Consider the following 21,378-nt stretch of genomic DNA (forward strand, 5'->3'; position numbering starts at 1 on the left):
GGTGGCCGAAGGGCCACCGGGTTCAGCGGCGCCTGGGCCAGTCTCGAAGTTCCGCGGGCGTCCTGACGCGCTGGCGGCACCCGTCCCAGGCGATGCGGCCCAGGTTGATGTGGCCGGTGCAGAACCGGAAGCCGGTGATCCTGGTGAGCCAGGTGCGGCGCGTGCGGCAGCCGCCCTGGGGCGCCTGGGCGGTCCACTCCTGGTCGCGGGTGGTGGTGTACTCGGTCCTGATGGAGGTGTCGTCGCGGACCTTGTCGCACACGGTGATCCGTTTGCGGTCGGCGTCCACCAGGACGGAGCCTTCGCGCGCGTCGTAGGTGGCCACCCGGGGCCCGTCACCCGCCAGGGCGGGGGCGGCGGCCAGAGCGAGTGTCGCCGCGGTCGCCGCGGTAGCGGTGAGGACGCGCTCGAGCATGTCTGACTCCCTTGTCCGCAAGAGCCCGGAGCGCTCGCCGTGTCGTGGGTGTTGGTTCCGCTCCGGGAAGAAAGGCGTGAACTCACCCACTGTGACCGCTCATGGAGGGAGAAGTCCCGCAGGCCGGCACGCTCCCGAGAGGGCTTGGCCAACACTTGGCCGGCCCGGCGGACGGCCCGGATGCTCTATGCCAGGAGCAGGATGACTCGTGTCACTTTCGTAAGCCGCGAGGCTCCTTCCGCTCCTGCGGGTGGGTGGCCAGGGCCTCGACAGTCACGTCCATCCACTTCCACATCGGCAGCGACGCCAGCGCGTCGTGCAGCTCGGCCGGGTCGCCGGCCTCGTAGAGACCGACGGTGGCGTTGCGGCCGGGAACCCGCCACAGCCGCTTGAGCACGCCCGCGTCGCGCAGCTCCTGGGCCCGCTCGCGTTCGGCGCTGCGCAGGCGGTCGCGGGTGTGGTCGGGCGTGTCGGGCGGCAGCAGGTTCTCCGTGCGCACCAGGAATTCCATGGCTCTCCTGTCGACGGGGCGGCGACGTCCTGGCCCACCAGTAGAACCGGACGCGTGAGCGCGTGTCGTCGTGCATCGGAACCGGCCTCACCGCGACAAATGTCCGATGTGGCGGCGGGATCCCCTGCGGTAGGCCCGGCCCCCGCGCCAGGACGGCGTCACGTACGTCACCGCGGAGGAGTACGGCCTGTGACCTCCGGGCGGCTGACGTGCCCGCCTAAGGGCGCACCTCGTACACGAGGTTGAACGGCGTCCGCGCCGCCTCGCGGAACCGGGTGAAGCCCGCCTCCGTGACGACCTCGCGGATCGCGGCGCTCCCGGCCTGCGCGCCCAGCGCGTACCCGCCCGGCTGGGACAGGGCGCTGGGCACGCAGAGGAACGTGGACGCGCTGTAGTACAGCCGCCCCAGCGGGTGGAGGTTCTCCTCGACCCGGTCCGCGGCCAGCGGCTCCACCAGGAGCCACGTACCGTCAGGGGCCAGCGCCCCGCGCACCCGCCGGGCCGCGCCGAGCGGGTCGCCCATGTCGTGCAGGCAGTCGAACATCGCCACCAGGTCGAAGTCCGTGCCGCTGAAGTCCTGCGCGCCGGCGACCTCGAAGCCGACCCGGTCGGCCAGCCCGGCCTCCGCGGCCCGCTTGCGCGCCAGCGCGATCGACTCGGTGTGGTAGTCCGAGCCGAGAACCGTGGTGCGCGGGTACGCCTTGGCGAGCAGCAGCGACGACGAGCCGAGGCCGCAGCCGACGTCGGCGACCCTGGCCCCGGCGGTGAGCTTCGCGTCGACCCCTTCCAGCGCCGGGATCCAGTGCGGGATCAGCTCCGCCGTGTACCCCGCGCGGAAGAACGCGTCGCACCCGACGAAGACGTCCTCGTCGTGCTCGTGCCAGCCGACGCCGGCGCCCGTGCGGAACGCCTCCGTGATGCGCGGCTCCGAGCGCAGCATCCCCAGGGCGATGAGGAACGCCGCCGGCACGTTCGGGCCGTCCGGGTCGGCCAGGCAGAACGCCTGCTCCTCGCTCAGCGAGAACCGGCCGGTCTCCGGCTCGTAGCCGACGTACCCGCCGGCGGCCTGGCCCCGCAGCCACTCGGTCAGGTAGCGCGGGTGGCAGCCGGTGCGCTCGGCGAACTCCTCGGGTGTCGCCGGGCCCTGCGCGAGCGCGCGGTAGAGGCCCAGCCGCTGGCCGACCACCACCGAGCCGGCGGCCTCGGTGGCCGCCATGTCGGCCACGACCCGGCCCAGGAACTCGTTGACCTTCTCGCGGTCCATCCCCCGTCTCCTTCCTGTCAGGCCGGCTTCCACCGGTCTCGACCCCCAACGTCGGCACATGCCCTGACATGGCGAAGGCACGCGCCGGGCGGGCAGGGTTCCGGGCAGGGTTCCGGGAGCGGGAGGTCAGCCCGCGCGCAGGAGCGACTCGCCCATCAGTGGCGCGTGCGGATCCGGCGGACCACCAGCCGGGCGACCACGGCGGCGGAGCCCCCCAGCAGCACCAGCCCCAGCAGCACGATCGTCGCCGGCCACGGCCAGGCGCTGCCGCTCAGCCCGACGCCGGCCACCGGATACTCCAAGGTCTTCGCCGTCCAGCGGGCCGTCTGCACGTCGTACGTACGGGCGATGTCGCGCAGCACCGGATCGAACGCGAACTCCTCCTCGGTGTGGAGGTACTCCGGCCGCAGCCCCGCCACGCCGTCCACCGCCTTCGCGCGCGCGGCGTCCAGGCCGGGCACGAGCAGGCGGTCGAGCACGTCCGCCGCGGCCGCGACCGTCGAGCGCGGCACGAAGGTCAGCCCGTGCCTGGAGCGGAACGGCCCGTCGCCCAGCGCGACGGTGCGCCCGACCATGGCGTGCTCGGTGTACGAGATGAACGCGGAGGCCAGCTCCAGCTCCCCGATGCCGCCGGCGACCCGGATGCCGATGGACGAAGGCCCCGGTTGGTAGGAGGAGTTGAGCGCGACCACCACGTCAGGCGGCTGGAGCTCGGACGCGGGGATCCGCGTGGAAGCGCCGGGGGAGTAGTGCCGCCAGTGCACCCTGCGCGCCGCCTCCCGCGCGGTGCCGGGGTCGACCAGCCGTTCGAGCACGCGCAGGGCGCCGTCGATGCCGGACAACACGCCGGCCGTGGTGATGAGGTTCCCGTCGTCGACGTAGCGCACGCCGGTCACCCACCCGACGCGGGGGAAGTCGTCGCGCAGCCCGGCCATGCGCAACCAGTGGGAGGTCGCGGGCCTGCCGTCCAGCAGCCCGCTGGCCGCGAGCGTGCGAGCCCCGTTGCAGACGCTCATCGCCACCGCGCCGGCGGCCGACTGTTCCCGCAGCCAGCGGGTGATCGAGCCCAGCTCGGCGGGGCCGGGGTCGTCCATGGCGGGGACCACCATGGCGTCGAGCTTGTCGTTCCGGTCGCTCAGCAGCCGCGCGAGCCCGCCGAAGGTCAGGTCGGGCACCAGATCCAGGCCGCCGGTCAGGGGCGCCGGCCGCGAGCCGGGAGACACGACGTAGGTGTTGACCCGGCCGGTGCCCGCCAGCACCTCGTACGGCCCGAGCAGGTCCGCCACGTTCGTGCCGCTGCCGCCGGCCAGCAGGGCCACCGTCGGCTTGGCCGGGTCGTGCTCCTTCGGCGCCGGCCGGACGGTCACCGCGTCCGCGCGGGCCGTGTACAGGTCGCCGAACTTGCCGACGGTGTTCACCGCGGAGACCGCGCCGGGAAGCAGCAGCGCCGCCAGGACGACGGCCGTCCCGCGGAGCCACCTGCCCCGGAACCTGAACCGGTGCCGGGGATCCGCGTACTCCGCGCGCCGCCAGATCATCGCCGCCGCCAGAAGCACCAGCGGGATCACATGCCCGATGAGCGTCACCGGACCGGCCGGTAACACACCGAGCCAGAAAGGAACGAGCAGCACGGGGAACGGCAGGAACACCGCGAGGCTCATCTCGGCGATCCGCGGCCAGGCATGCCGGCGCACCAGCATCCAGAGCGCCACACCGGCGGCCATGCCGGCCGCCATGAGCAGGAGGTAGACGTCGAACCGGGCGACCTCCAGCACCGAGATCCACAGGGGGTCGAGCAGCACCATCCCGAGGGCCGCCGCGATGACCAGTTCGAGGTAGTGCCAGACGAGGCGGGCGGCGGTGCGTACCCCGCCGGGACGACGTTCGTGGTTCGTCATGCCGGGCTCCTGACGTGAAGGACGTTGAGGCCCCTCACGCTAGGAAGGCAGGCGCGCCACCGAATCAGTGAAGTCGCCGGTCATCACGCCGGTCCTGCGCCCTGCCCCACGTCGGGCCCTACGTCCGGCCCTACGTCGGGCGTTCGGCGAGCACCATGCGCATGAGCTCGGCCCGCGACGTGAGGCCGGCCTTCTGGAAGACCTTGCGCAGGTGGTAGTCCACGGTGCGCGGGCTGAGGAACAGCTGCGCGGCGATCTCCCGGTTGGTCAGCCCTTCGCCGACGGCCAGCGCGATGCGCAGTTCCTGGGGGGTGAGCGCGGTCAGCGCCCCCGCCTCGGGGGCGCGCGCCGACTCGCCGGTGGCGCGCAACTCGCCCAGCGCGCGATCGGCCCAGGCGATCGCGCCGATGCGGCGGAAGGTCTCCGCGGCGCCGCGCAGGTGCTGCTGCGCCTGGGAGCGCCGCCGGTCGCGCCGCAACTGCTCGCCCAGCAGCAACTCGGTACGGGCCTGCTCCAGCGGGGCGTCGGCCAGCGCGTGCAGGCGCAGGCTCTCCGCGTAGTGGGCCCCGCCGTCGTCGCGGACCAGCGCCCGGCAGCGCGCCGTGAGCGCGCCCAGCTCCGGCGACGCGGTGTGCTCCGTCCACCGCGCGTAGCGGGCGGCGGCCACGGCGGCCCGGTCGTGCTCGCCGGCCCTGACCAGAGCCTCGACGAGATCGGGGACCAGGCCCATCGCCAGGTCCGAAGGCTGGTCCGCGTCCCACCCGCCGACCGCCTCGAAGTGCCGCGCGGCCTCGCCGTGCCTGCCCGCGACCAGCTCCGCCAGCCCGAGGGCCCGCCTGGCGTACGCCGTCGCATCCGCCAGCCGGCGCTCGCTCGCCTCGGCCAGCACCTCCGCGGCCAGCTCACCGGCCTCAGGACGGCCGCGGATCGCGGCGCACAAGGCCAGCAGCCCCCGGTTGCGGCAGGCCGTGTTCGGCTGGCCGACCTCGGCGGCGAACGCGCAGCCCTCCTCGGCGTGGGCCTCCGCCAGCCCGAGCCTGCCGCGGGCGAGCTCGTCGGCCGCCTGGTACTCGAGGTTCCACGCGAGGGCGCCCAGCGAGCCGCCGGCGCGGGCCAGCCGCCCGGCGTTCTGGTACAGGCGCCGGCTCAGCTCGCGGTCGCCGAGCCCTCGGGCGATCGCCCCTGCCAGGGTCATCGTGATCGGATCGGTGAGCGCGTCCACGCCGGCGCCGTCCCGTACGGCGGGTCCCGGGTCGTGGCCGGCGCGGGCCAGGCAGGCGGCGCGCAGCAGCCGCAGCACCGCCTCCTCAGGACCGCCCCCTCCGTCCCGGGCGTCCTGCTCCGGCATGCCCTCGTCGAGCCAGCCGGCGAGCTCGGACCAGGCCCCTGGCCGGTTGGTACGGGTTCCGAGGTCGCCGTACATCGCGACGGTCGGGGTGAAGCGGCGCCGGTCGACCCGCAGCGCCCGCGGGATCCACGGCCTGACGAGGTCCATCGCGTCCTCGGGAGAGCCGATGAACTCGGTCACCACGGCCCGCATCGCGGCCACGGAGATCCGGTCCACCTCGTCCAGATGGGGCTCGCGCTCGGCCCGGTCGAGCAACTCCCCGGCGGTGGCGGTGAACCCCCCGCGAACGGCGGCGCGCGCCGCGCTCCACAACCGCCGCCCCCGGTGCGGGCCGGCCGCGGTGAGCTCGGCGGCGCGCGACAGCGCGGCCATGGCCGCCGCCGGGCCTCCGCGCAGCGCGGCCTGCTCGGCCGAGCGTTCGAGCAGCTCCGCGGCCTCCTCGTCGTGGCCGGTCGCGGCCTGACCGCGGTGCCAGGCCCGCCGGTGCTGGTCGGCCGGAGCGTCGAAGGCCGAGGCGAGGGAACGATGGATCGCCGCGCGCCGCCCCGGCGTGGCGCTGTGATAGATCGCCGACCGCATCAGCGGATGCCGGAACACCAGCCTCGGCCCGTCGTACGTCAGCAGCTCGTCGAGCTCCGCCCGGTGCAGCGGCCCGGCGTCGAGTCGCAGCTCGACGGCCGCCTTCTCGATCGTCTCCACGCTGCCGGAACCGTCGGCGGCGACCAGCTGCAGCAGCGGCAACGCCTCCGCGTGCCGGGCACGGACCCGGCTCAGGAACGAGCGCCGCAACTCGTCGGTCAACGCCGGCGGCTCCTGCGCTCCTTCCGGCGGGAGCTCCTTGCCCGCCAGCTCCAGCAGGGCCAGCGGGTTGCCGCCGGTGGCGGCCAGCAGGTGGCGGCGCTCGCCGTCGGTCAGCCGCCGCCCGCCCGCGCGCTCGGCCAGCAGCGCCGTGGCCGCCTCCCCGCCGAGGCCCATGAGCGGGACCCTGCGCAGGTGAGGCAGGTCGGTGCCGTGGCCCTCGTCGGCCCGCGCGGCCAGCATCAGCGCGACGGGCTCGTCGTCCAGCCGGCGAGCGACGAACGCCAGCGTCTTGAGCGTCGGCTGGTCCGCCCAGTGAGCGTCGTCGACGACGCACAACACCGGCCGCTCCCCGGCCAGCAGGGACAGCAGCGACAGGCTCGCCAGGCCCACCAGGAACGGATCGGGCGCGCCGCCGTGCGCTCGCCCGAACAGGATGTTCAGCGCCTGCGCCTGCGGCCCAGGCAACGCGCCGACCGAACCGAGCACGGGCATGAGGAGCTGGTGCAGGGTCGCGTACGCGAGATCCGCCTCGGGCTCGACGCCGACCGCGCGGAGCACCTGGAAACCGGCGGCCCGCTCCTCCGCGTACGACAGCAGCGCCGTCTTGCCGATGCCCGGCTCGCCGTGCAGCACCACCCCGCCGCCGTGCCCGTCCGCGGCGCGCCGCAACAACGAGTCCAGCAACTCCGTCTCGTCGGCTCGCCCCAGCACACGCCGAGCATAGAAAGCACCGGCACCCATGACAAACATCCCAAGCCGGGACCTTCTTCGGCGTGCGTGGTGTGAACGCTTCGAAGCGGCTGTTCCGTGCCCCGCAACGAGACCGGCGATTTCGCCGATGCGGGGTGCGGCGGTGGGCTCCTAGCGTCGGGTGCGTACCGGACCTGCGAGACGAACCGGGGGCGAGGCCACCATGACGCGCGGAGCCTTGAGCGGCCGTACCGCCATCGTCGCCAGCGCCGGTCACGGCATCGGTCACGGCGCCGCCGCCACGTCCTGCGCGCTGAGCAGGGCGGGCGCCAGCGTGGTGCTCGCCGCCCGCGACGGCCAGGCCCTCGCGGCGCTGGCCGCCGAACTCGGCGCGGCGGGCGGCCAGGCGGTCGCCGTCCCGACGGACCTGGCCAGCCCGGTGTCGGTGCGGCGGCTGGTCGAGCAGACGCTCGGCGCGTTCGGCCGCCTCGACGCCGCCTGCAACGACATCGCCTGCCGCCCTGCCGCCTCCGGCGCCGCCGCTCCCTGTGCCGCTGCCGGGTGCGACGGCGGGTGCGACTGTGCCGCTCAGGTGCGGGGCCTGTCCCTGGCGTTGAAGTACGAGATCCAGGCGATGCGCCGGACCGGCGGGTGCATCGTCAACCTCGTGCCGTCCGGTGCCCCGCGGGCCGCCGTGATCGAGATGACCCGCGAGGCGGCGCTGGACCTGGCCGGCTCCGGCGTCCGGGTCAACGCCGTGGCGACCGGCCCGGTCGCAGGTCCGCTCGCCGGCGCGGGCGTCGGTCCGGGCGGCGCGGAGATCGGTCCGGACGGCGGCGTTGACGGTGTCGCGCATACCGTTCTGTGGTTGTGCTCGGACGCCGCGTCCGCCATCACCGGCAGGGCGCTGTACGCCCGCTCCGGACCCTGCCGCGACTCCTCCGGGCTCCGCCCGCGGAAGTAGCGATCACACACGAGGAAACGCGGAAGGGGCCGGCGTCCCTGGCGGGCCCGTACCGAGCGCCGATCGCGCGTCAGAGGGTTCTCGTCATGAACGCGCTGTGCGGGTCAGGCTCGTAGTCCGCGAACGGCTCGCAGTAGGCGAAGCCGAACTTCTCGTACAGCCGGCGGGCGGGCAGGAAGAACTCGGCCGAGCCGGTCTCCAGGCTCAACCGGGTGAAACCCATGCGGCGGGCCTCGGTGATGATGTGATCCAGCAGGAGGGACGCGATCCCGCTCTGCCGTCGCGCCTGCGAGGTGCGCATCGACTTCACCTCGGCATGGGCGGCGTCCAGCCGTTTGATCGCTCCGCAGCCGACGACCGTGTCACCGTCCATGACCGACCAGAACGTGACTCCGGGCTCGCGCAGCCCGTCGAGGTCGAGCGCGTGCTTGCTCTCCAAGGGCGTGATGGATCGCATCTGCTGGACGTGTTCGTCAAGGAATCTGGCGATCTCCGGGCTGGACAGGTCGTCGACCACGATCTTCATATACGTCTCCCTACGGCCGGGTGTCAGGCATAGCGTGCCAGGCCGGCGCCGGCCGGGTTCCGGAGGGGGCGGCGGGCGTCCTTCCGGGCCGGTAGCCCGCCCCCATGCCCGCGCCCCACCCGGCGGCGGTAACGCGCGGGAAACGCCTACCCGTGTTGGATCGCGGGCCAGGAGGGAAACCCCGCCGGTCGTTTCTTGGAGGAGGCATGGTCATGGAACGTCGATCACCTGTGGCATCGCGACGGTCCTTGCTGGGAGTGATGGGAGCCGCGCCGTTCGCGGTCGCCGGTGGCATGGTGGCGGGGCCCGCGTCGGCCGCCCCGTCCCGCCGCGGCCGGATACCGAAGGAGCTGCGCCCCGGCGGAGAGTACGACCGGTACATCGCCGCCCGGGCCAGGGCCGGCGAGTTCTCCGGCACGGTCCTGCTGGCCCACCGCGGCAGACCCGTGCTGGAGCGCGCCTACGGCATGGCCGACAGGGCGCGGAAGACGCCCAATCGCACGGACACCCTTTTCAACCTCGGCTCGATCGGCAAGTGCTTCACCGCCACGGCCCTGCTGCAGCTGGTGCAGCGGCGCAAGGTGGCACTCCACGAGAAGCTGGGCGCCTACCTGGACGGGTTCCCCGCCGAGGTGGCCGCGAACGTGACCGTCCACCAGCTGCTGACGCACACCTCCGGTGTGGGCAGGCCGCCGAAGACGAGCGGACCGCCGGACAAGGACGAGCAGGCGTGGGACTCGGTCGAGGAGGTGTGGGAGGGCACGCTGAAGGCCATCCGTCCGCTGCCGACGCAGTTCACGCCGGGCACCAGGTACAAGTACAGCAATGACGGGTTCATCGTGCTCGGGGCCATCGTGGCCGAGGTGTCGGGGCAGGACTACTACGACTACGTGCGCGAGCACGTGTTCGCCCCCGCCGGCATGAAGCGCACGGACTTCTACACCAGGCCGCAGATTCTGGCCGCGGACGACATCGCGCACTCCTACACGACCGACCGCGAAACCGGTGAGCGCTACGACTTCACGGCGAGCGAGCGGGCCCCGTTCGTCGGCCTGCCCTCCGGCGGCTCCTACTCGACCACAGGGGAGCTGCTGACGTTCGTGCAGGCTCTGGCGGAGGACGGCAAGCTGCTCGAGCACGCGACCGTCGAGATGGCGACCAGCGGCAAGACCGTCGTGCCGCCCGAGGAGGGCCAGGACCCGCTGCTGCTGTGCTCCCACTACGGGTACGGGTTCGCGGCGAACATCTTCGACGGCCGGCGCCTCTTCGGCCACACGGGAGGTGGTCCGGGCGTGGGCGACACGTACAACGTCTATCCCGACCTGGACTGGGTGTCGGTGACCCTCGGCAACTACGACAGCACGGCCACCAAGCCCATCCTCCATCTGGAACGCCGGCTCATCACGGGCGGCCAGCGCCCGGTCTGACGGTGGTTGAACCCCGGCGGGGGAGGGGGCCGTACCAGGCCGAGAGACCACCGAAAGGGCCATCATGAACCTGCGCACCCTCCGTGCCCTTCCTCGCCGCGAAGAAGGGCCTGCCGGCCGGGGTCGACGGCGTCGCAGGCAGCGCCACCACCTCCGCCGCGCTGGCCCGCCGCATCCGGGACAACCCGCGGAACTGGTACGCGAACCTGCACACCGCCCAGTTCCCCGGCGGAGCGATCCGCGGCCAGCTCTATCCGGGCGACTGGTAGGCCGGTCGCGTTTGAGGAGCCCTGCCGGCACCGGTTCGCGTGATAAGCGCACGCTGTCATGAAATGTCCGTAATAGGTAGATGGTGATATGGGAGGTCGCTGGGTAGAGATCGCAGCACGGGGGAAGGAGCCGCCCATGAACGTTCCAGCAGGGGACGCCGGACGGTCCTTGGCGGCGGAGGGAGAGCGCACCTTCCAGCTGCGAGACCTTTCCGACGCCGCGACCTACGTGGTGGACGACGCGGGGCACATCGTCGGCATCAACCCCCGGGCGGAGCAGATGCTCAACCGCGCCGCTTCGACCCTGCTGGGAAAGGATGCCCACGACCTGCTGCACCGCGGGAAATACGGCGAATCCCTGCCGCGGAGCCGGTGCGTGATGCGTCAGGCCCTCATCTCCGGCGAGACCAGGCAGGGCCACCAGGAATGGATGGAGCGCGGGGACGGCTCGCTGATCGCGGTCTCCTGGATGGTGACTCCCTGCCGGATCGGCGAGGGAGGCCAGGGCGCGCTGGTGCTCTTCCACGGGGAATCCGCACCCACCCACGCCGAGGGGCAACCCAGGCCGTCCGCGTCGTCGATGCCGGAGCTGGACCGGCTGGCCCTGCTGGCGGAGACGACCGCGACCCTCACCTCCAGCCTGGACGTCGACGAGACCGTGCGCCAGCTCATCCGCCTCGTCGTGCCGCTGCTGGCGGACTGGGGGGTGGTGGACCTGCTCACCGAGGAGGGCGGGGTGGCGCGCGTCGCCGTGGTGCACTACGAGCACGGCGTACGGGTGCACCGGCGGGACCTGGAAGGACCGATGCCGCCGGTGCCGCAGGAATCGTCGATGCCCCTGTCGCGGGCGCTGCGCGGAGTCACCCCCGCGCTGGTGGGGCCGCAGGACTACCAGGGGAGTCCCGACTCGGACATCGCGGTGAGGCAGCGTGAGCTGTTCGAGGAGACCGGCATGCACTCCGCGACCATCGTGCCGATCCGCGGCGTCCGGGAGGTGGTGGGCGCCCTGACCCTGGGGCGCTCCGAGCGGTCCGGGGCGTTCACGTCGGCCGACCTCCTGCTGGTCGAGGACATCGCCCGCCGTGCCGGGCTCGCGCTCGACAACGCCCGCCTGTACGAGCGGCAGCGACGGGTCGCGGAGACCATGCAGCGCCACCTGCTGCCGACGCTGCCCCGCGTGCCGGGCGTGCTGATGAGCGCGCGCTACCTGCCCGCGCCGGACGCCTCCCAGGTCGGCGGCGACTGGTACGACGCCTTCGTCCTGTCCGACGGGGCGACGGGCCTGGTGATCGGCGACGTCGTCGGCCACGACCTCGACGCCGCGGCGGGCATGGCCCAGGTCTGCAACATGCTGCGCGCGTACGCCGGGGAGGTGGAGAAGCCTCCCAGCGAGATCGTGAACCGGCTGGACGAGGCGGTGGTGCGGATGGCCGAGACGACGATGGCCACCGTCATCTTCGCCCGGGTGGAGCAGCCGGCAGGCGCTTGGCGGCTGCGCTGGACCAACGCGGGCCACCTGCCGCCCCTCCTGGTCGAACGCGACGGGCGGGCCCGCTTCCTGGACGACGGCAGCGGCCTGATGCTGGGCACCGGGCTGCCTGCCGCGCGCGAGGACGCCGCCGTCGAGCTGCTGCCGGGCTCGGTCCTGCTGCTCTACACGGACGGGCTGATCGAGTCTCCTGGCCACTCCCTCGACGACGGGCTGGCCAGGCTCGCCAGGTACGCCTCGTCCCTGGTCGACCAGCCGCTCGGCTCGATCTGCGACGCGCTCCTCGCCGGCGTGCGCCCCTCCGACAACGACGACGACGTCGCCATGCTCGCCCTGCGCATCCCCGGCTGACCGGCGCGGGCCGCAGGGGGGCTCCGCGGGGGGTGGGCAGGAGCAGGTCAGGTCACCTTGGCGGACGCGGCCTCCCAGGTGTTGCACGAACCCGGGTGGCCGGTGGCGAAACCGCGCGCCACCCAGGAGCGGACCGTGGCGGTCGTGCCGTACCAGCTGTTCCTGCCGTCCTGGTCGCCGACGGGAAGGGACTTGAAGCGGTGCCAGTCTTTCGCGGCGCGCCCCTTCATGGGCCAGACACTCTTCATGAAAGCGCCCCCCAGGCAGGCGGACTGGAGGAAGTAGCGCCGGGACTGCTCGCGGTACTCCGCCTTTCCGTCGGCGGACAGCTCGCCGAGGGCGGCCGAGATGCCGGTCAGGTACTGCACGTGGTAGGCGTACATGGAGGCGGCCGTGTGGAACAACCACAGGTCGGAGGGGTTGGCGGCCCACTCCTCGCCGATCTGGAAGATCAGCGTGCGGTTCTCCTCGCAGTACCACGCCTGGGAGTCGGCGCCGTCCACCGCCAGGTCGCAGTGGTTCCTGGGGATCCGGTTCATGTGCAGCACCCGGACCGGTTCGTACGGCAGCCCCGCGCCGGTGAGGTGCCGTTTCCAGGTGCGCTCCAGGCAGGCGACGACCGCGTTGACGTAGGCGCGCGCCAGCTTGCGGTCGCCGCGCCTGACCGGGGGCTCCCCGCAGGTCGTCCTGGGCAGCGGACCCGCCTGGTAGAGCGGGTTGGCGGTCAGCTCGTTGCGGTCGACGGGGTGGACCGTCGTTCCCCCGGCGGCCGCGTGCGTCGTCGGCCCGGTCAGCGGCGCGGCGAGGGTGCCCGCCAGCGCCGTGATCATGAAAAGTCTCACGTGGCGTGACTTTAGGGCCCGGTCCGACCGCCGACAAATCGCCGCCGCCCGGCCCGGCGAGCACGAGCAGCATCAGCCATCTGGGCACCCGGCGGCCCAGCGGCAGGACCGTGAGGAGGACGATCCCCGCCCCCGCCACCCCGGACGCGGTTGCGAGCCACTGCGCCGTGGCCGCGTCCATCAGAGCCTCCTGAGGGGACCGTCGCCTTCGGGCGATGGGGGAAATCGGGAGCGGGAGGGCCGCCAAGGCTCGGGCGTTCAGTGGCAGAACCTCGGACACCGTCGCCTCCTGCGGATAGGATGGTGCTTGTGCTTTCGGGCATCGGTCAGGGCTTGGCCGTCGTCTCCCGCGTAAGCGGGGCGAGAAGCCGCTTCCTTCAGGGAGCGGAGGAGTCACGAAGTAGCTCGCGGCCTCGGAGGCCGCGAACCGGCGGGCCGCCGGGGAACCCGAGCCGGGCCTGCGTGGCGAAGGCGGCCTTCCCGGCGGCGTAACCGAGGAACAGCCCCGCCACCGCGTACGCGGGCCAGCGTCGTGGCCGATCAGAACGCGTCATGGCCGTCACCGTAGACGCCGCTCGCCGCGGTCCTCTTCCCCTGGCCCGGGGAGGAACGTCCCCCGCGAGAGGGAGAATCCAGGCGGCTACGTCATTTGTCCACCCACCGCCCGGTCATTTGGGCGGTGTCGCCCGGATCAGGTCCGTGCCTACCATGTGGCGCGGGCGGCGCCGGCGCGGTCGGGAGGGAGACTGATCCATGGACGTCTCCATCGGCACGATCTGGGAGGCCGTCGCCCGCCGCCTTCCCGGCGCGGTGGCCATCTCGGAGCCGGGGGGCGACCGCACCTACGCCGAGTTCGAGGACCGGGCGGCCCGGCTGGCCACGGCGCTGGAGCGGGCCGGGGTCGGGCCGGGGGACACGGTGGCCTGCTACCTCCACAACGGCGCGGCCTACCTCGAGACCGTGTTCGCGGCGTTCAAACTCGGCGCCGTGCCGGTCAACGCGAACTACCGCTACACCGGGGAGGAACTGTCCGCCGTGCTCGGGGACGCCGACGCGGCGGCGATCGTCTTCAGCGGCGAGCTGGCCGCCCACGTCGGCCACGCCGCGCGTACGGTGCCCACGCTGCGCCTGCTCGTACGGGCCGGCGCGCCCGCGGACGGCGCCGCCGGCCCTCCCGCGGCCGGCCTGGACGATCTCCTCGCCGCCACGGAGCCCAGGCCCGCGGCGTCGCGGCCGAGCTCGGACCGGCTGTTCATGTACACCGGCGGCACCACGGGCCGGCCGAAGGGCGTCATCTGGCGGCAGGGCGATCTGCTGCACTCGCTGACGGTGCCGGTCTTCCGGCCGCTGGGCGTGTGCGAGCCGCCCTCGACGCTCGACGAGGCGGCGCGGATCGCGGAGAGCGCGCGTGCGCGGGGCCGGGCGCCCGCGACGATGCCGGTGGTCCCGCTCATGCACGCCACCGGGCTGTTCAACGCGATGGGCGCCCTGCTCACCGGCGGCCGGGTCATCACCACGCGCGAGGGCGGGCTCGACGCGCGGCACGTCTGGGAGACCGTCGCCGCGCAGCGGGCGGGCCGTTCGCCTTCGCCGTCACCTCCTCCGCCGGCGACCTGCCGAGCCGCTTCCTGCCGGTCCCCGCGACCAAGGTCGTCTCGCCCGAGGGTGCCGAGGTCGTCCCCGGCAGCGGGGAGACGGGGGTGCTCGCCTACGCCGGCCCGCTGCCGCTCGGCTACCACAAGGACCCGGCCAGGACCGCGGCCACGTTCCGCGTCATCGACGGTGTCCGCCACTCCATCCCGGGCGACCTCGCGCAGGTCGAGGCGGACGGCGCGATCCGGTTCCTCGGCAGGGGCTCCGGTGTGATCAACACGGGCGGCGAGAAGGTGTTCCCCCAGGAGGTCGAGAACGCGCTGCTCGCCCACCCGGGCGTGACGGACTGCATCGTGGTGGGCGTCCGGGACGAGACGTGGGGCGAGCGCGTCGCGGCGGTGGTCGCCACCCCGGACGGCACCCTGACGGAGCGGGAGCTCCAGGGCTGGGTCCGCCGCGGCCTGGCCGGTTACAAGGTCCCGCGCGCCGTCGTGCTCCTCCCGGCGCTGCGCAGGACGCCCACGGGAAAGCTCGAAGTGGCGTGGGCCCGGCGCGTGATCGAGGAGATGGGGCGGCGGGTCTGACACCCCCGCCGCCGAAGGGTGTCAGATCCGGTCGCTGAGGGCGCTCAGCAGGCGGCCGAACCCCCGGGTGGCCAGCCGCGGCGGCGCGGCGCCGTTCATGCGCATGAGGCGCTCGCTCTGCATCAGCGTCCGCGGGCCGGACACGGCGAGGGTGTTCGAGGCGACGGTGGAGGCCAGGGCCGCCCGCCGCCTGCGCCTGGCGGAGTACACGCCGACGACGTCGGCCGGATCGGCCACCGCGGCCAGGCAGTCCACCAGCGTCGCCACGTCCTCCAGCGCCTGGTTGGTGCCCTGCGCCCCGACGGGCGGCATGCCGTGCGCCGCGTCCCCGAGCAGCACGCACCGCCCCTCGCCCCAGCGGCACGGCACCTTGTGCCGGGTGTGCGGGAACAACTCGGCGTCGCCGTCGCGCAGCGAGTCCAGCACCTGCTCGACCGGGGAGGCCCACCCCGCGAACCGCCGGCGCAACATCTCCAGCGGCTTGTCCTCCCTCGGCGCGTCAGGCGACCACGGCACGTCGAAGAACCACTGCATGAGCCCGTCGCCCGCGCTCGCGTACCCGAAGTCGCCCTGCCGGCCGACCATCAGCGTCGTGACCGATCCCAGGTCGAACGGGGCCGGCGTCAGACCCTGCCAGATCGCCGCGCCGGTCAGCGCCGCCGGGGCGTCGCCCAGGACGTGGGCCCGCACCCGCGAGTGCACGCCGTCGGCGCCCACCAGGAAGTCGCCGCTGTGCTCCTCGCCCGTCCGTGTCCGCACCCGTACGCCGTCGCGGTCGGCCCGCACCTCCGTGACCCGCGCGCCGAACCGTACGGTGCCCTCCGGCAGCCCGCGGTCCAGAAGGGTGATCAGCGAGCCGCGCGGCAGCACCCGGGCCGCCGACCCGAACCGCTCCGCCAGCGCCTCCAGGTCGAGCTCCAGCACCGGGTGGCCGCCCGCGGTCCGCAGGCGCATCGCCGTCAGCCGCTGCCCCGTGCCTTCCAGGTCGACGCCGACGTCCCCGAGGATGGCGGTGCCGTTGCACCACAGGGTGATGGCCCCGCCCTCCAGGCGCAGCCCCGGCGCCTGCTCCAGAACCACCACCTCGTGCCCGGCGGCGATCAGTCCCCGCGCCGCCGCCAGCCCGCTGATCCCCGCTCCCGCTACAAGCACCCGCACCGGCGGCCTCCAAGGCTCTACTAAATGTAGTACTACACTTTATAGAGCCTTGGGTCGCCGGCCCGGCCGGGGCGCCGATCAGTCCGACTTCGCGAGCTCGTCAAGGGCGGCGCGGGTGACCTGGAGCCGGTTGCCGGGAAGCGGGGCGTACGTGTCGCCCGACTTCGCGGACGTCGCCGCCCTGCCGTCCGGGCCCGTCGCGACGTACTGCCCCTGTTCCGGGCTCACCATGGTGTGGTCCCCGGTGTCGTCCCAGGCGTGCAGGAACAGCAGATAACTCCTGTCCTGGGCGAGCTTGACCTCGTCGAGCGCGGTCAGCTTCTCTCCGCCGAGCTCTCCGCCGAGCTGCCGGACCTCGACGGAGCGCACGCCGGCCGGATCGCCCTTGAACACGTGGGTGATGTCCGCCGTGGCGATGGTGACGATGTCGCCGACCTCCTGTTCGGCCACCTTCCTGGCCTCGGCCAGCTCGTCGGGGGTGAGCCCGTACAGGGGGTTGGCCTTGGGGTCGTCGTACCCCTCGTCGCCGGGTTCGAGGATCTTCGAGGGCTTGTCCCTCGCGGTTCGCATGCCGGTGACGTTGGCCTGCACCACGAGGTCGGCGTCGTCCCACATCTCCTTCACGGAGGCGAAAGCCGGATAGTCGGCCGACACGACCGCCTCCCGCGGGCCGGCCCCGTCCATGGAGACCGCCGTCGTCGTGGCGGCTCCACCTCCGCATCCCGCCACAGAGAAGACGAGGCCCGCGCTTAAGGCGAGCGTGGCAAGGTGTCGCTTCGCCATCAGAACTTCCTCGTGTAGCCGGTGGTGTAGTAATCCGTCACGTCGCTGTTGTCGTGCGACTGGCGGCGCGTCATGGTGTTCCGGTTGCGGCACTTACACATGATCGAGTCGTTGCGCTCGTTGTGTCCCAGACTCAGCGCATGGCCGAGCTCGTGCGTGAAGACGCTGTGCACGTAGTTCTGGAACCGGCTGGCCTTGTTGGCGATCGTGCGAGCGTTGAGCGTGATGTAGCAGCCCGTGGACCCGCCGTTGACGTGGTAGCTGTAGTAGTGCCCGAAGCCTGATGAGCTGTAGCGTCCCACCTTGACGTTGCAGTTGGCGCCCGAATCGTTGCGCAGGGCCACCCTGGCGTGATTCGACCAGCGTTGTGGCGCCTTGGTCATGGGTGGTTTCCACTGATCGTTGTAGCCGGTCACGTGGTGGTAGCTGAAGTTCGACCACTTCTGCCCGTAGTCCTTTCTGTGCGCCGACACAGGGGTGGCGGCCAGCGGCACAACGGCGGCGACCAGCCCTAAGACGACCACGCCCGTGGCCGTCCGGTGGTGACGGGGAGCATGCCTCACCAGGAAACCTCCTCGATCGGTGCATGGCGGAACACGATCTTTCTAGGGCGGTCGTTGTTTCCTTTCTGTTTCCTTTCTGTCTCTGTTCGCGAACCACCGTCTTCCGGCGCCGGCGTCGTGAGCACGGTCCGCCTCCCGGGCATCCGGGGGACGGTCCTCCGCGGCCTTGCTGCGGACGCGGTCCCGTGCGAAATTTCATGGGGCGCAAGGACGGAGCAGGGAACCATCGATCGACGTGAGCCGCCCGGCCGGAGCCCGTTGGGAGGCGCTCGTGACCGGGAGTCGGCTCGGAGGCGGAAACGACGGGGGCGCCGTGCGCGTGGGATCCCAGGTCCGGCGGCCGGTGCGAGCGTGGACGGCGTCCGTTCACGAGCTGCTGCGGCACCTGGAGAACAGAGGATTCGACGGGGCTCCCCGCGTGCTCGGCATCGACGCGGACGGATGCGAGATCCTCACCTATCTCGAAGGCGACACCGTCGGCGACGCCCTGGTGTGGCCCTGGTGGACCCGCACCGAGGACACGCTCGTGCAGGTGGCGTCATGGCTGAGGTCGTACCACGAGACGGTGACCGACTTCGTGCCCCCCGCGGACGCTCACTGGCGCACCGGCCGGCCGTGGGAGCCCGGGCTGGTCATCGCACACAACGACGCCAGCCCGTTCAACGCCGCCTACCACGCCGGGCGGCTGGTCGGCTTCTTCGACTGGGATTTCGCCGGCCCCACCACGGTGGACTCCGACGTGGCGGCGCTGGCGCTGTGCTGGGTGCCGCTGCACGCCCGTCACGTGGCCGCCGCGGAGGGGTTCACCCAGTTCGACACGCGGCCCGCGCGGTTGCGCCGGTTCCTGGACGCGTACGGATGGAAGGGCCGCACGAAGACCCTCATCGACGACGCCCAGGCGCAGATGCGCGCTCGTGCGGCCCTGATCCGCCGGCTGGGCGTCACCGGCGACGGGCTCTACGCCAGGCTGCTGCGCCGCGGCGTCGCCGACGACCTCGACCAGGCCGTGCGCGAACTCGACGACTTCCCGCGCTAGCGCGCATCCGCACCCGCCGGCGGAATCGGGAGAGCGCCTACCCGCCGGTCGCCCTGCGGAACGCGGATCGGGGCGGTGGGGGAGGACCGGTCTCGGGAGGGCCGGTCGCCCTACGGCGCGCTGATCCGGGCGGTGAGGGGGAGGTCGGCGACGCTGGAGCCGGCGTGGACGGTGAACTCGCCCGGCTCGGTCCGCCAGCCGCCGTCCCAATGCTGGAACGCGCGGCGCGGGAGCGGGATCGTGACCCGATCGGACTGCCCCGCGACGGCGCGCACCACCGCGTATCCGGCGAGCCAGCGCACCGGCCGGTCCACCGCGCTCGACTCCCGTGACAGGTACACCTGCACCACGTGCTTGCCCGCGCGCCCGCCGGTGTTGCGCACGGTCAGGCTCACCTCGCCGGGGGTGGCGGCGAGGTCGGTCAGCTCCCAGCTCGTGTAGCCGAGCCCGTGCCCGAACGGGTAGGCGGGCGCGGTTCCGGCGCGCAGCCATGCGCGGTAGCCGACATGGACGCCCTCCTCGTAGGCCACCACCCCGTCCGCAGGAGCGGTCCGCAGGACCGGCACGTCCGCCTCCTCGCCGGGCCAGGTGGTGGGCAGCCGGCCGCCCGGCTCGGCCGTCCCGAGCAGCACGTCGGCCAGGGCGTCGCCGAACTCCTGCCCGCCGAACCAGCCCAGCAGCACGGCGGCCACCTCGTTCCGCCACGGCATGAGCACGGGCGCGCCCGCGTTGACGACGACGACCGTGCGCGGGTTGGCGGCGGCCACCGCACGCACGAGCCCGTCCTGCGCGCCGGGAAGCGCCAGCGTGGCCCGGTCGGCCGCCTCCCGTTCGATCTCCGGGCTCGTGCCGACCACGACCACGGCCACCTCCGCCCGCCGCGCCGCCTCGCCCGCCGCCTCGACCGCCGCCTCGACCCCCGCCGCCTCGCCGGCGCCCGCCCGTGTCTCGCCGGCGCCCGTCCCCTCGGCGTCCGTCCCGGCCTTCCCGGCGTCCATGCCGCCGGCGCGTGCCGTGCCGGCGGGGGCCAGGTCCTCGCCCAGCGTGAGGGTCAGGCCGTTGCCCTGCGGCACGCCGTCCAGCCTGGCCGTCAGCTCGGCCGCTCCGGCGGCGAGCTCGACCGTGACCGAGGCGTGCGGCGGCGAGACCAGGCCGCCGCCGAAGTCCTCGCCCCCGTGCACCAGCTCCCGCTCCAGCACCCGCACACCGTCGACGGCCAGCGTGGCGAACCCGGCTCCCGCGATGCCGAGCCGCGCGGTGCCCGGCTCGCGTACCAGGTAGCGGGTGGTGACCTCCACCGACGTCGTGCCCGAAGGGCGTGATCCGCCCAACCTGGCCAGGTCGGACGAGCGGCGGTTCTCGCTCAGCAGCTCCCGGCCGCAGGAGTCGAGGAAGCGGGCGCGCACCCCGGGTTCGCCCGAGACGGGGTCGGTCAGCCGCGCGATCGGCAGCGCCGCGAGGCCCTCCTGGGTGACGGCGCCGAGGGTCCACGTGATCTCGGCGTCCGGCAGCGCGGCGCGCAGCCCGTCCAGCGGGGAGATGACGTACGGCGGGGTCACGGTGGCGCTGCCGCCGCCCTGGCTGCGGAACTGGAGGGCGTTGTGCCCGATCACCGCGACCGACCGAGGGCCGGGAGCGGGCCACGGCAGCTCGCCCTCGTTGCGCACCAGCACCATCCCGTCGGCTGCCACCCGCCGCGCCAGCGCGGCGCCCTCGTCGGCGGAAGCCGCCGCCGCCGGGGGCACGCCGGCGGTCGTCCCGGAAGCGGGCACGCCGGCGGCCGTGCCGGAAGCGGGCGTGCGGCCGTCCCGCGTTCCGGTACCCGGGTCGGTGGCGGGGGCCGAGCCGTCCTGCGCGCCGGTGGCCGGGACGGGGGTGGAAGCATTCCGCGTGCCGGTGGCCGGGTCGAGGCCGGGGGTGCGGCCGGGGGTGAGGCCGGGGGTGAGGCCGGGGGTGAGGCCGGGGGTGAGGCCGGAGGTGAGGCCGGAGGTGAGGGCGGGGGTGAGGCCGTCAAGGGCGCCGACGCGGGCGGCCAGCCGCAGCAGGCGCCGTACCTTCTCGTCGACCGCGGCCTCCGGGACGAGCCCGTCGCGCACCGCCGCGACCAGCGCGTCCCCCCACGGCCCGTCCGGTCCGGGCATCGCCAGGTCCTGCCTGGCCAGTGCGGCCGGTACGGTCGACCGCGCGGCCCACCAGTCGGACACCACCACCCCGTCGAACCCCCATTCGCCGCACAGCGGCTCGGCCAGCAGCGGGTTCTCCGTCATGGTGGCGCCGTTGACCGCGTTGTACGCCGACATCACCACCCAGGCCCCCGCCTCCACCACGGCCTTCTCGAACGCCGCCAGGTACAGCTCCCGCAGCGCCCGCTCGCTCACCACGACGTTCGCCGTGAAGCGCTCGGTCTCGAAGTCGTTGCCCACGTAGTGCTTGGGGGTCGCGGCGACGCCGAGGCTCTGGACTCCGCGCACGTACGCCGCCGCCAGGTCGGCGGTCAGCAGCGGGTCCTCGGAGTACGCCTCGAAGTGCCGCCCTCCGAGCGGGCTGCGGTGCAGGTTGATCGTCGGCCCGAGTACCACGTGGGCGCCCTTGCGCCGCGCCTCGGCCGCCAGCGCCGCCCCGTACGCGTGGGCGGTGGCGACGTCCCAGGTGGCCGCGAGCGCGGTGGCGGACGGCAGGTTCACCGCGGGGTCGCGCTCGTCCCAGGTGACGCCGCGGATGCCGGACGGCCCGTCGGACAGCACCATGGCGCGCAACCCGATGTCGGGGTCGGCGTGGGTGCTCCACTCGTCCGCGCCGGTCAGCAGGCGGACCTTGCCCTCCAGGGTGAGCTTGTCGAGGAGCCGGTCGATCTGGTGCACGGAGG

General features: G+C 73.4%; 19 protein-coding genes. 7 read left to right on the top strand and 12 right to left on the bottom strand.

The annotated features are described in order from the left end of the window. Positions 1 to 22: 22 nt before the first annotated feature. The 5 genes from ACTWPV_RS04550 to ACTWPV_RS04570 all read right to left on the bottom strand — a co-directional run bounded on the left by ACTWPV_RS04550 (position 23) and on the right by ACTWPV_RS04570 (position 6,948). On the bottom strand, positions 23 to 415 hold the full coding sequence (locus ACTWPV_RS04550; RefSeq protein ID WP_443150695.1) for a hypothetical protein: 393 nt from the start codon (positions 413 to 415) through the stop codon (positions 23 to 25). Between the two features lie 211 nt (positions 416 to 626). Then, on the bottom strand, positions 627 to 926 hold the full coding sequence (locus tag ACTWPV_RS04555; RefSeq protein WP_443150696.1) for a muconolactone Delta-isomerase family protein: 300 nt from the start codon (positions 924 to 926) through the stop codon (positions 627 to 629). A gap of 217 nt (positions 927 to 1,143) precedes the next feature. Next, complete coding sequence (locus tag ACTWPV_RS04560; protein ID WP_347642248.1) at positions 1,144 to 2,190, bottom strand: SAM-dependent methyltransferase; 1,047 nt, start codon at positions 2,188 to 2,190, stop codon at positions 1,144 to 1,146. A gap of 155 nt (positions 2,191 to 2,345) precedes the next feature. Further along, on the bottom strand, positions 2,346 to 4,088 hold the full coding sequence (locus tag ACTWPV_RS04565; protein ID WP_443150697.1) for a DJ-1/PfpI family protein: 1,743 nt from the start codon (positions 4,086 to 4,088) through the stop codon (positions 2,346 to 2,348). Positions 4,089 to 4,218: 130 nt separating this feature from the next. Continuing rightward, a complete protein-coding gene (locus tag ACTWPV_RS04570; protein ID WP_443150698.1) occupies positions 4,219 to 6,948 on the bottom strand; it encodes an AAA family ATPase in 2,730 nt (909 codons plus the stop codon). A 217-nt stretch (positions 6,949 to 7,165) separates the two neighbouring features. Between ACTWPV_RS04570 and ACTWPV_RS04575 the strand changes: the two genes are divergently transcribed. Beyond that, positions 7,166 to 7,891, top strand: coding sequence for an SDR family oxidoreductase (locus ACTWPV_RS04575; protein WP_443150699.1), 726 nt, complete (start codon positions 7,166 to 7,168; stop codon positions 7,889 to 7,891). 70 nt (positions 7,892 to 7,961) lie between these two features. Here ACTWPV_RS04575 and ACTWPV_RS04580 read toward each other — a convergent pair whose 3' ends face one another. Beyond that, on the bottom strand, positions 7,962 to 8,417 hold the full coding sequence (locus tag ACTWPV_RS04580) for a GNAT family N-acetyltransferase (protein WP_443150700.1): 456 nt from the start codon (positions 8,415 to 8,417) through the stop codon (positions 7,962 to 7,964). 230 nt (positions 8,418 to 8,647) lie between these two features. Here ACTWPV_RS04580 and ACTWPV_RS04585 point away from each other — a divergent pair, with 230 nt between their 5' ends. The 3 genes from ACTWPV_RS04585 to ACTWPV_RS04595 all read left to right on the top strand — a co-directional run bounded on the left by ACTWPV_RS04585 (position 8,648) and on the right by ACTWPV_RS04595 (position 11,953). Next, on the top strand, positions 8,648 to 9,844 hold the full coding sequence (locus ACTWPV_RS04585) for a serine hydrolase domain-containing protein (RefSeq protein WP_443150701.1): 1,197 nt from the start codon (positions 8,648 to 8,650) through the stop codon (positions 9,842 to 9,844). An 83-nt stretch (positions 9,845 to 9,927) separates the two neighbouring features. Continuing rightward, positions 9,928 to 10,113 (top strand): CHRD domain-containing protein, encoded by a 186-nt coding sequence (locus ACTWPV_RS04590; RefSeq protein WP_443150702.1) that lies wholly within the window; start codon positions 9,928 to 9,930, stop codon positions 10,111 to 10,113. Between the two features lie 136 nt (positions 10,114 to 10,249). Next, positions 10,250 to 11,953 (top strand): SpoIIE family protein phosphatase, encoded by a 1,704-nt coding sequence (locus ACTWPV_RS04595; protein WP_443150703.1) that lies wholly within the window; start codon positions 10,250 to 10,252, stop codon positions 11,951 to 11,953. 47 nt (positions 11,954 to 12,000) lie between these two features. Here ACTWPV_RS04595 and ACTWPV_RS04600 read toward each other — a convergent pair whose 3' ends face one another. After that, on the bottom strand, positions 12,001 to 12,795 hold the full coding sequence (locus ACTWPV_RS04600) for a hypothetical protein (RefSeq protein WP_443150704.1): 795 nt from the start codon (positions 12,793 to 12,795) through the stop codon (positions 12,001 to 12,003). 377 nt (positions 12,796 to 13,172) lie between these two features. Continuing rightward, complete coding sequence (locus ACTWPV_RS04605) at positions 13,173 to 13,349, bottom strand: hypothetical protein (protein WP_443150705.1); 177 nt, start codon at positions 13,347 to 13,349, stop codon at positions 13,173 to 13,175. 199 nt (positions 13,350 to 13,548) lie between these two features. On the opposite strand from ACTWPV_RS04605, the gene ACTWPV_RS04610 reads away from it, so the two are divergent. Continuing rightward, complete coding sequence (locus ACTWPV_RS04610; RefSeq protein WP_443150706.1) at positions 13,549 to 14,661, top strand: AMP-binding protein; 1,113 nt, start codon at positions 13,549 to 13,551, stop codon at positions 14,659 to 14,661. Further along, complete coding sequence (locus ACTWPV_RS04615) at positions 14,658 to 14,972, top strand: AMP-binding enzyme (protein ID WP_443150707.1); 315 nt, start codon at positions 14,658 to 14,660, stop codon at positions 14,970 to 14,972. Before ACTWPV_RS04610 ends, ACTWPV_RS04615 begins: the two co-directional genes overlap by 4 nt. 21 nt (positions 14,973 to 14,993) lie before the next feature. Here the strand turns inward: ACTWPV_RS04615 and ACTWPV_RS04620 are convergent, their stop codons facing one another. The 3 genes from ACTWPV_RS04620 to ACTWPV_RS04630 all read right to left on the bottom strand — a co-directional run bounded on the left by ACTWPV_RS04620 (position 14,994) and on the right by ACTWPV_RS04630 (position 17,476). Then, complete coding sequence (locus tag ACTWPV_RS04620) at positions 14,994 to 16,130, bottom strand: FAD-dependent oxidoreductase (RefSeq protein WP_443150708.1); 1,137 nt, start codon at positions 16,128 to 16,130, stop codon at positions 14,994 to 14,996. A gap of 78 nt (positions 16,131 to 16,208) precedes the next feature. Next, on the bottom strand, positions 16,209 to 16,913 hold the full coding sequence (locus ACTWPV_RS04625; RefSeq protein ID WP_443150709.1) for a hypothetical protein: 705 nt from the start codon (positions 16,911 to 16,913) through the stop codon (positions 16,209 to 16,211). Beyond that, positions 16,913 to 17,476: a matrixin family metalloprotease gene (locus tag ACTWPV_RS04630; RefSeq protein WP_347776631.1), complete on the bottom strand. Its 564-nt coding sequence runs from the start codon at positions 17,474 to 17,476 to the stop codon at positions 16,913 to 16,915. Before ACTWPV_RS04630 ends, ACTWPV_RS04625 begins: the two co-directional genes overlap by 1 nt. Positions 17,477 to 17,789: 313 nt before the next feature. Between ACTWPV_RS04630 and ACTWPV_RS04635 the strand changes: the two genes are divergently transcribed. Continuing rightward, entirely contained in the window at positions 17,790 to 18,512 is a 723-nt protein-coding gene (locus ACTWPV_RS04635; protein WP_443150710.1) for a phosphotransferase, read from the top strand. A 110-nt stretch (positions 18,513 to 18,622) separates the two neighbouring features. Here the strand turns inward: ACTWPV_RS04635 and ACTWPV_RS04640 are convergent, their stop codons facing one another. After that, the gene (locus ACTWPV_RS04640) at positions 18,623 to 21,373 is read right to left on the bottom strand and encodes a beta-glucosidase family protein (RefSeq protein WP_443150711.1); all 2,751 of its coding nucleotides are present in this window, start codon (positions 21,371 to 21,373) and stop codon (positions 18,623 to 18,625) included. Between the last annotated feature and the right edge of the window lie 5 nt (positions 21,374 to 21,378).

The organism is Nonomuraea sp. KM88, from assembly GCF_052245635.1.
GTDB lineage: Bacteria > Actinomycetota > Actinomycetes > Streptosporangiales > Streptosporangiaceae > Nonomuraea.

Coding starts and splice junctions, on each gene's coding strand:
- ACTWPV_RS04625 (WP_443150709.1), bottom strand. CDS start 16,913: ATGGCGAAGCGACACCTTGCCACGCTCGCCTTAAGCGCGGGCCTCGTC.
- ACTWPV_RS04550 (WP_443150695.1), bottom strand. CDS start 415: ATGCTCGAGCGCGTCCTCACCGCTACCGCGGCGACCGCGGCGACACTC.
- ACTWPV_RS04555 (WP_443150696.1), bottom strand. CDS start 926: ATGGAATTCCTGGTGCGCACGGAGAACCTGCTGCCGCCCGACACGCCC.
- ACTWPV_RS04605 (WP_443150705.1), bottom strand. CDS start 13,349: ATGACGCGTTCTGATCGGCCACGACGCTGGCCCGCGTACGCGGTGGCG.
- ACTWPV_RS04565 (WP_443150697.1), bottom strand. CDS start 4,088: ATGACGAACCACGAACGTCGTCCCGGCGGGGTACGCACCGCCGCCCGC.
- ACTWPV_RS04595 (WP_443150703.1), top strand. CDS start 10,250: ATGAACGTTCCAGCAGGGGACGCCGGACGGTCCTTGGCGGCGGAGGGA.
- ACTWPV_RS04580 (WP_443150700.1), bottom strand. CDS start 8,417: ATGAAGATCGTGGTCGACGACCTGTCCAGCCCGGAGATCGCCAGATTC.
- ACTWPV_RS04560 (WP_347642248.1), bottom strand. CDS start 2,190: ATGGACCGCGAGAAGGTCAACGAGTTCCTGGGCCGGGTCGTGGCCGAC.
- ACTWPV_RS04610 (WP_443150706.1), top strand. CDS start 13,549: ATGGACGTCTCCATCGGCACGATCTGGGAGGCCGTCGCCCGCCGCCTT.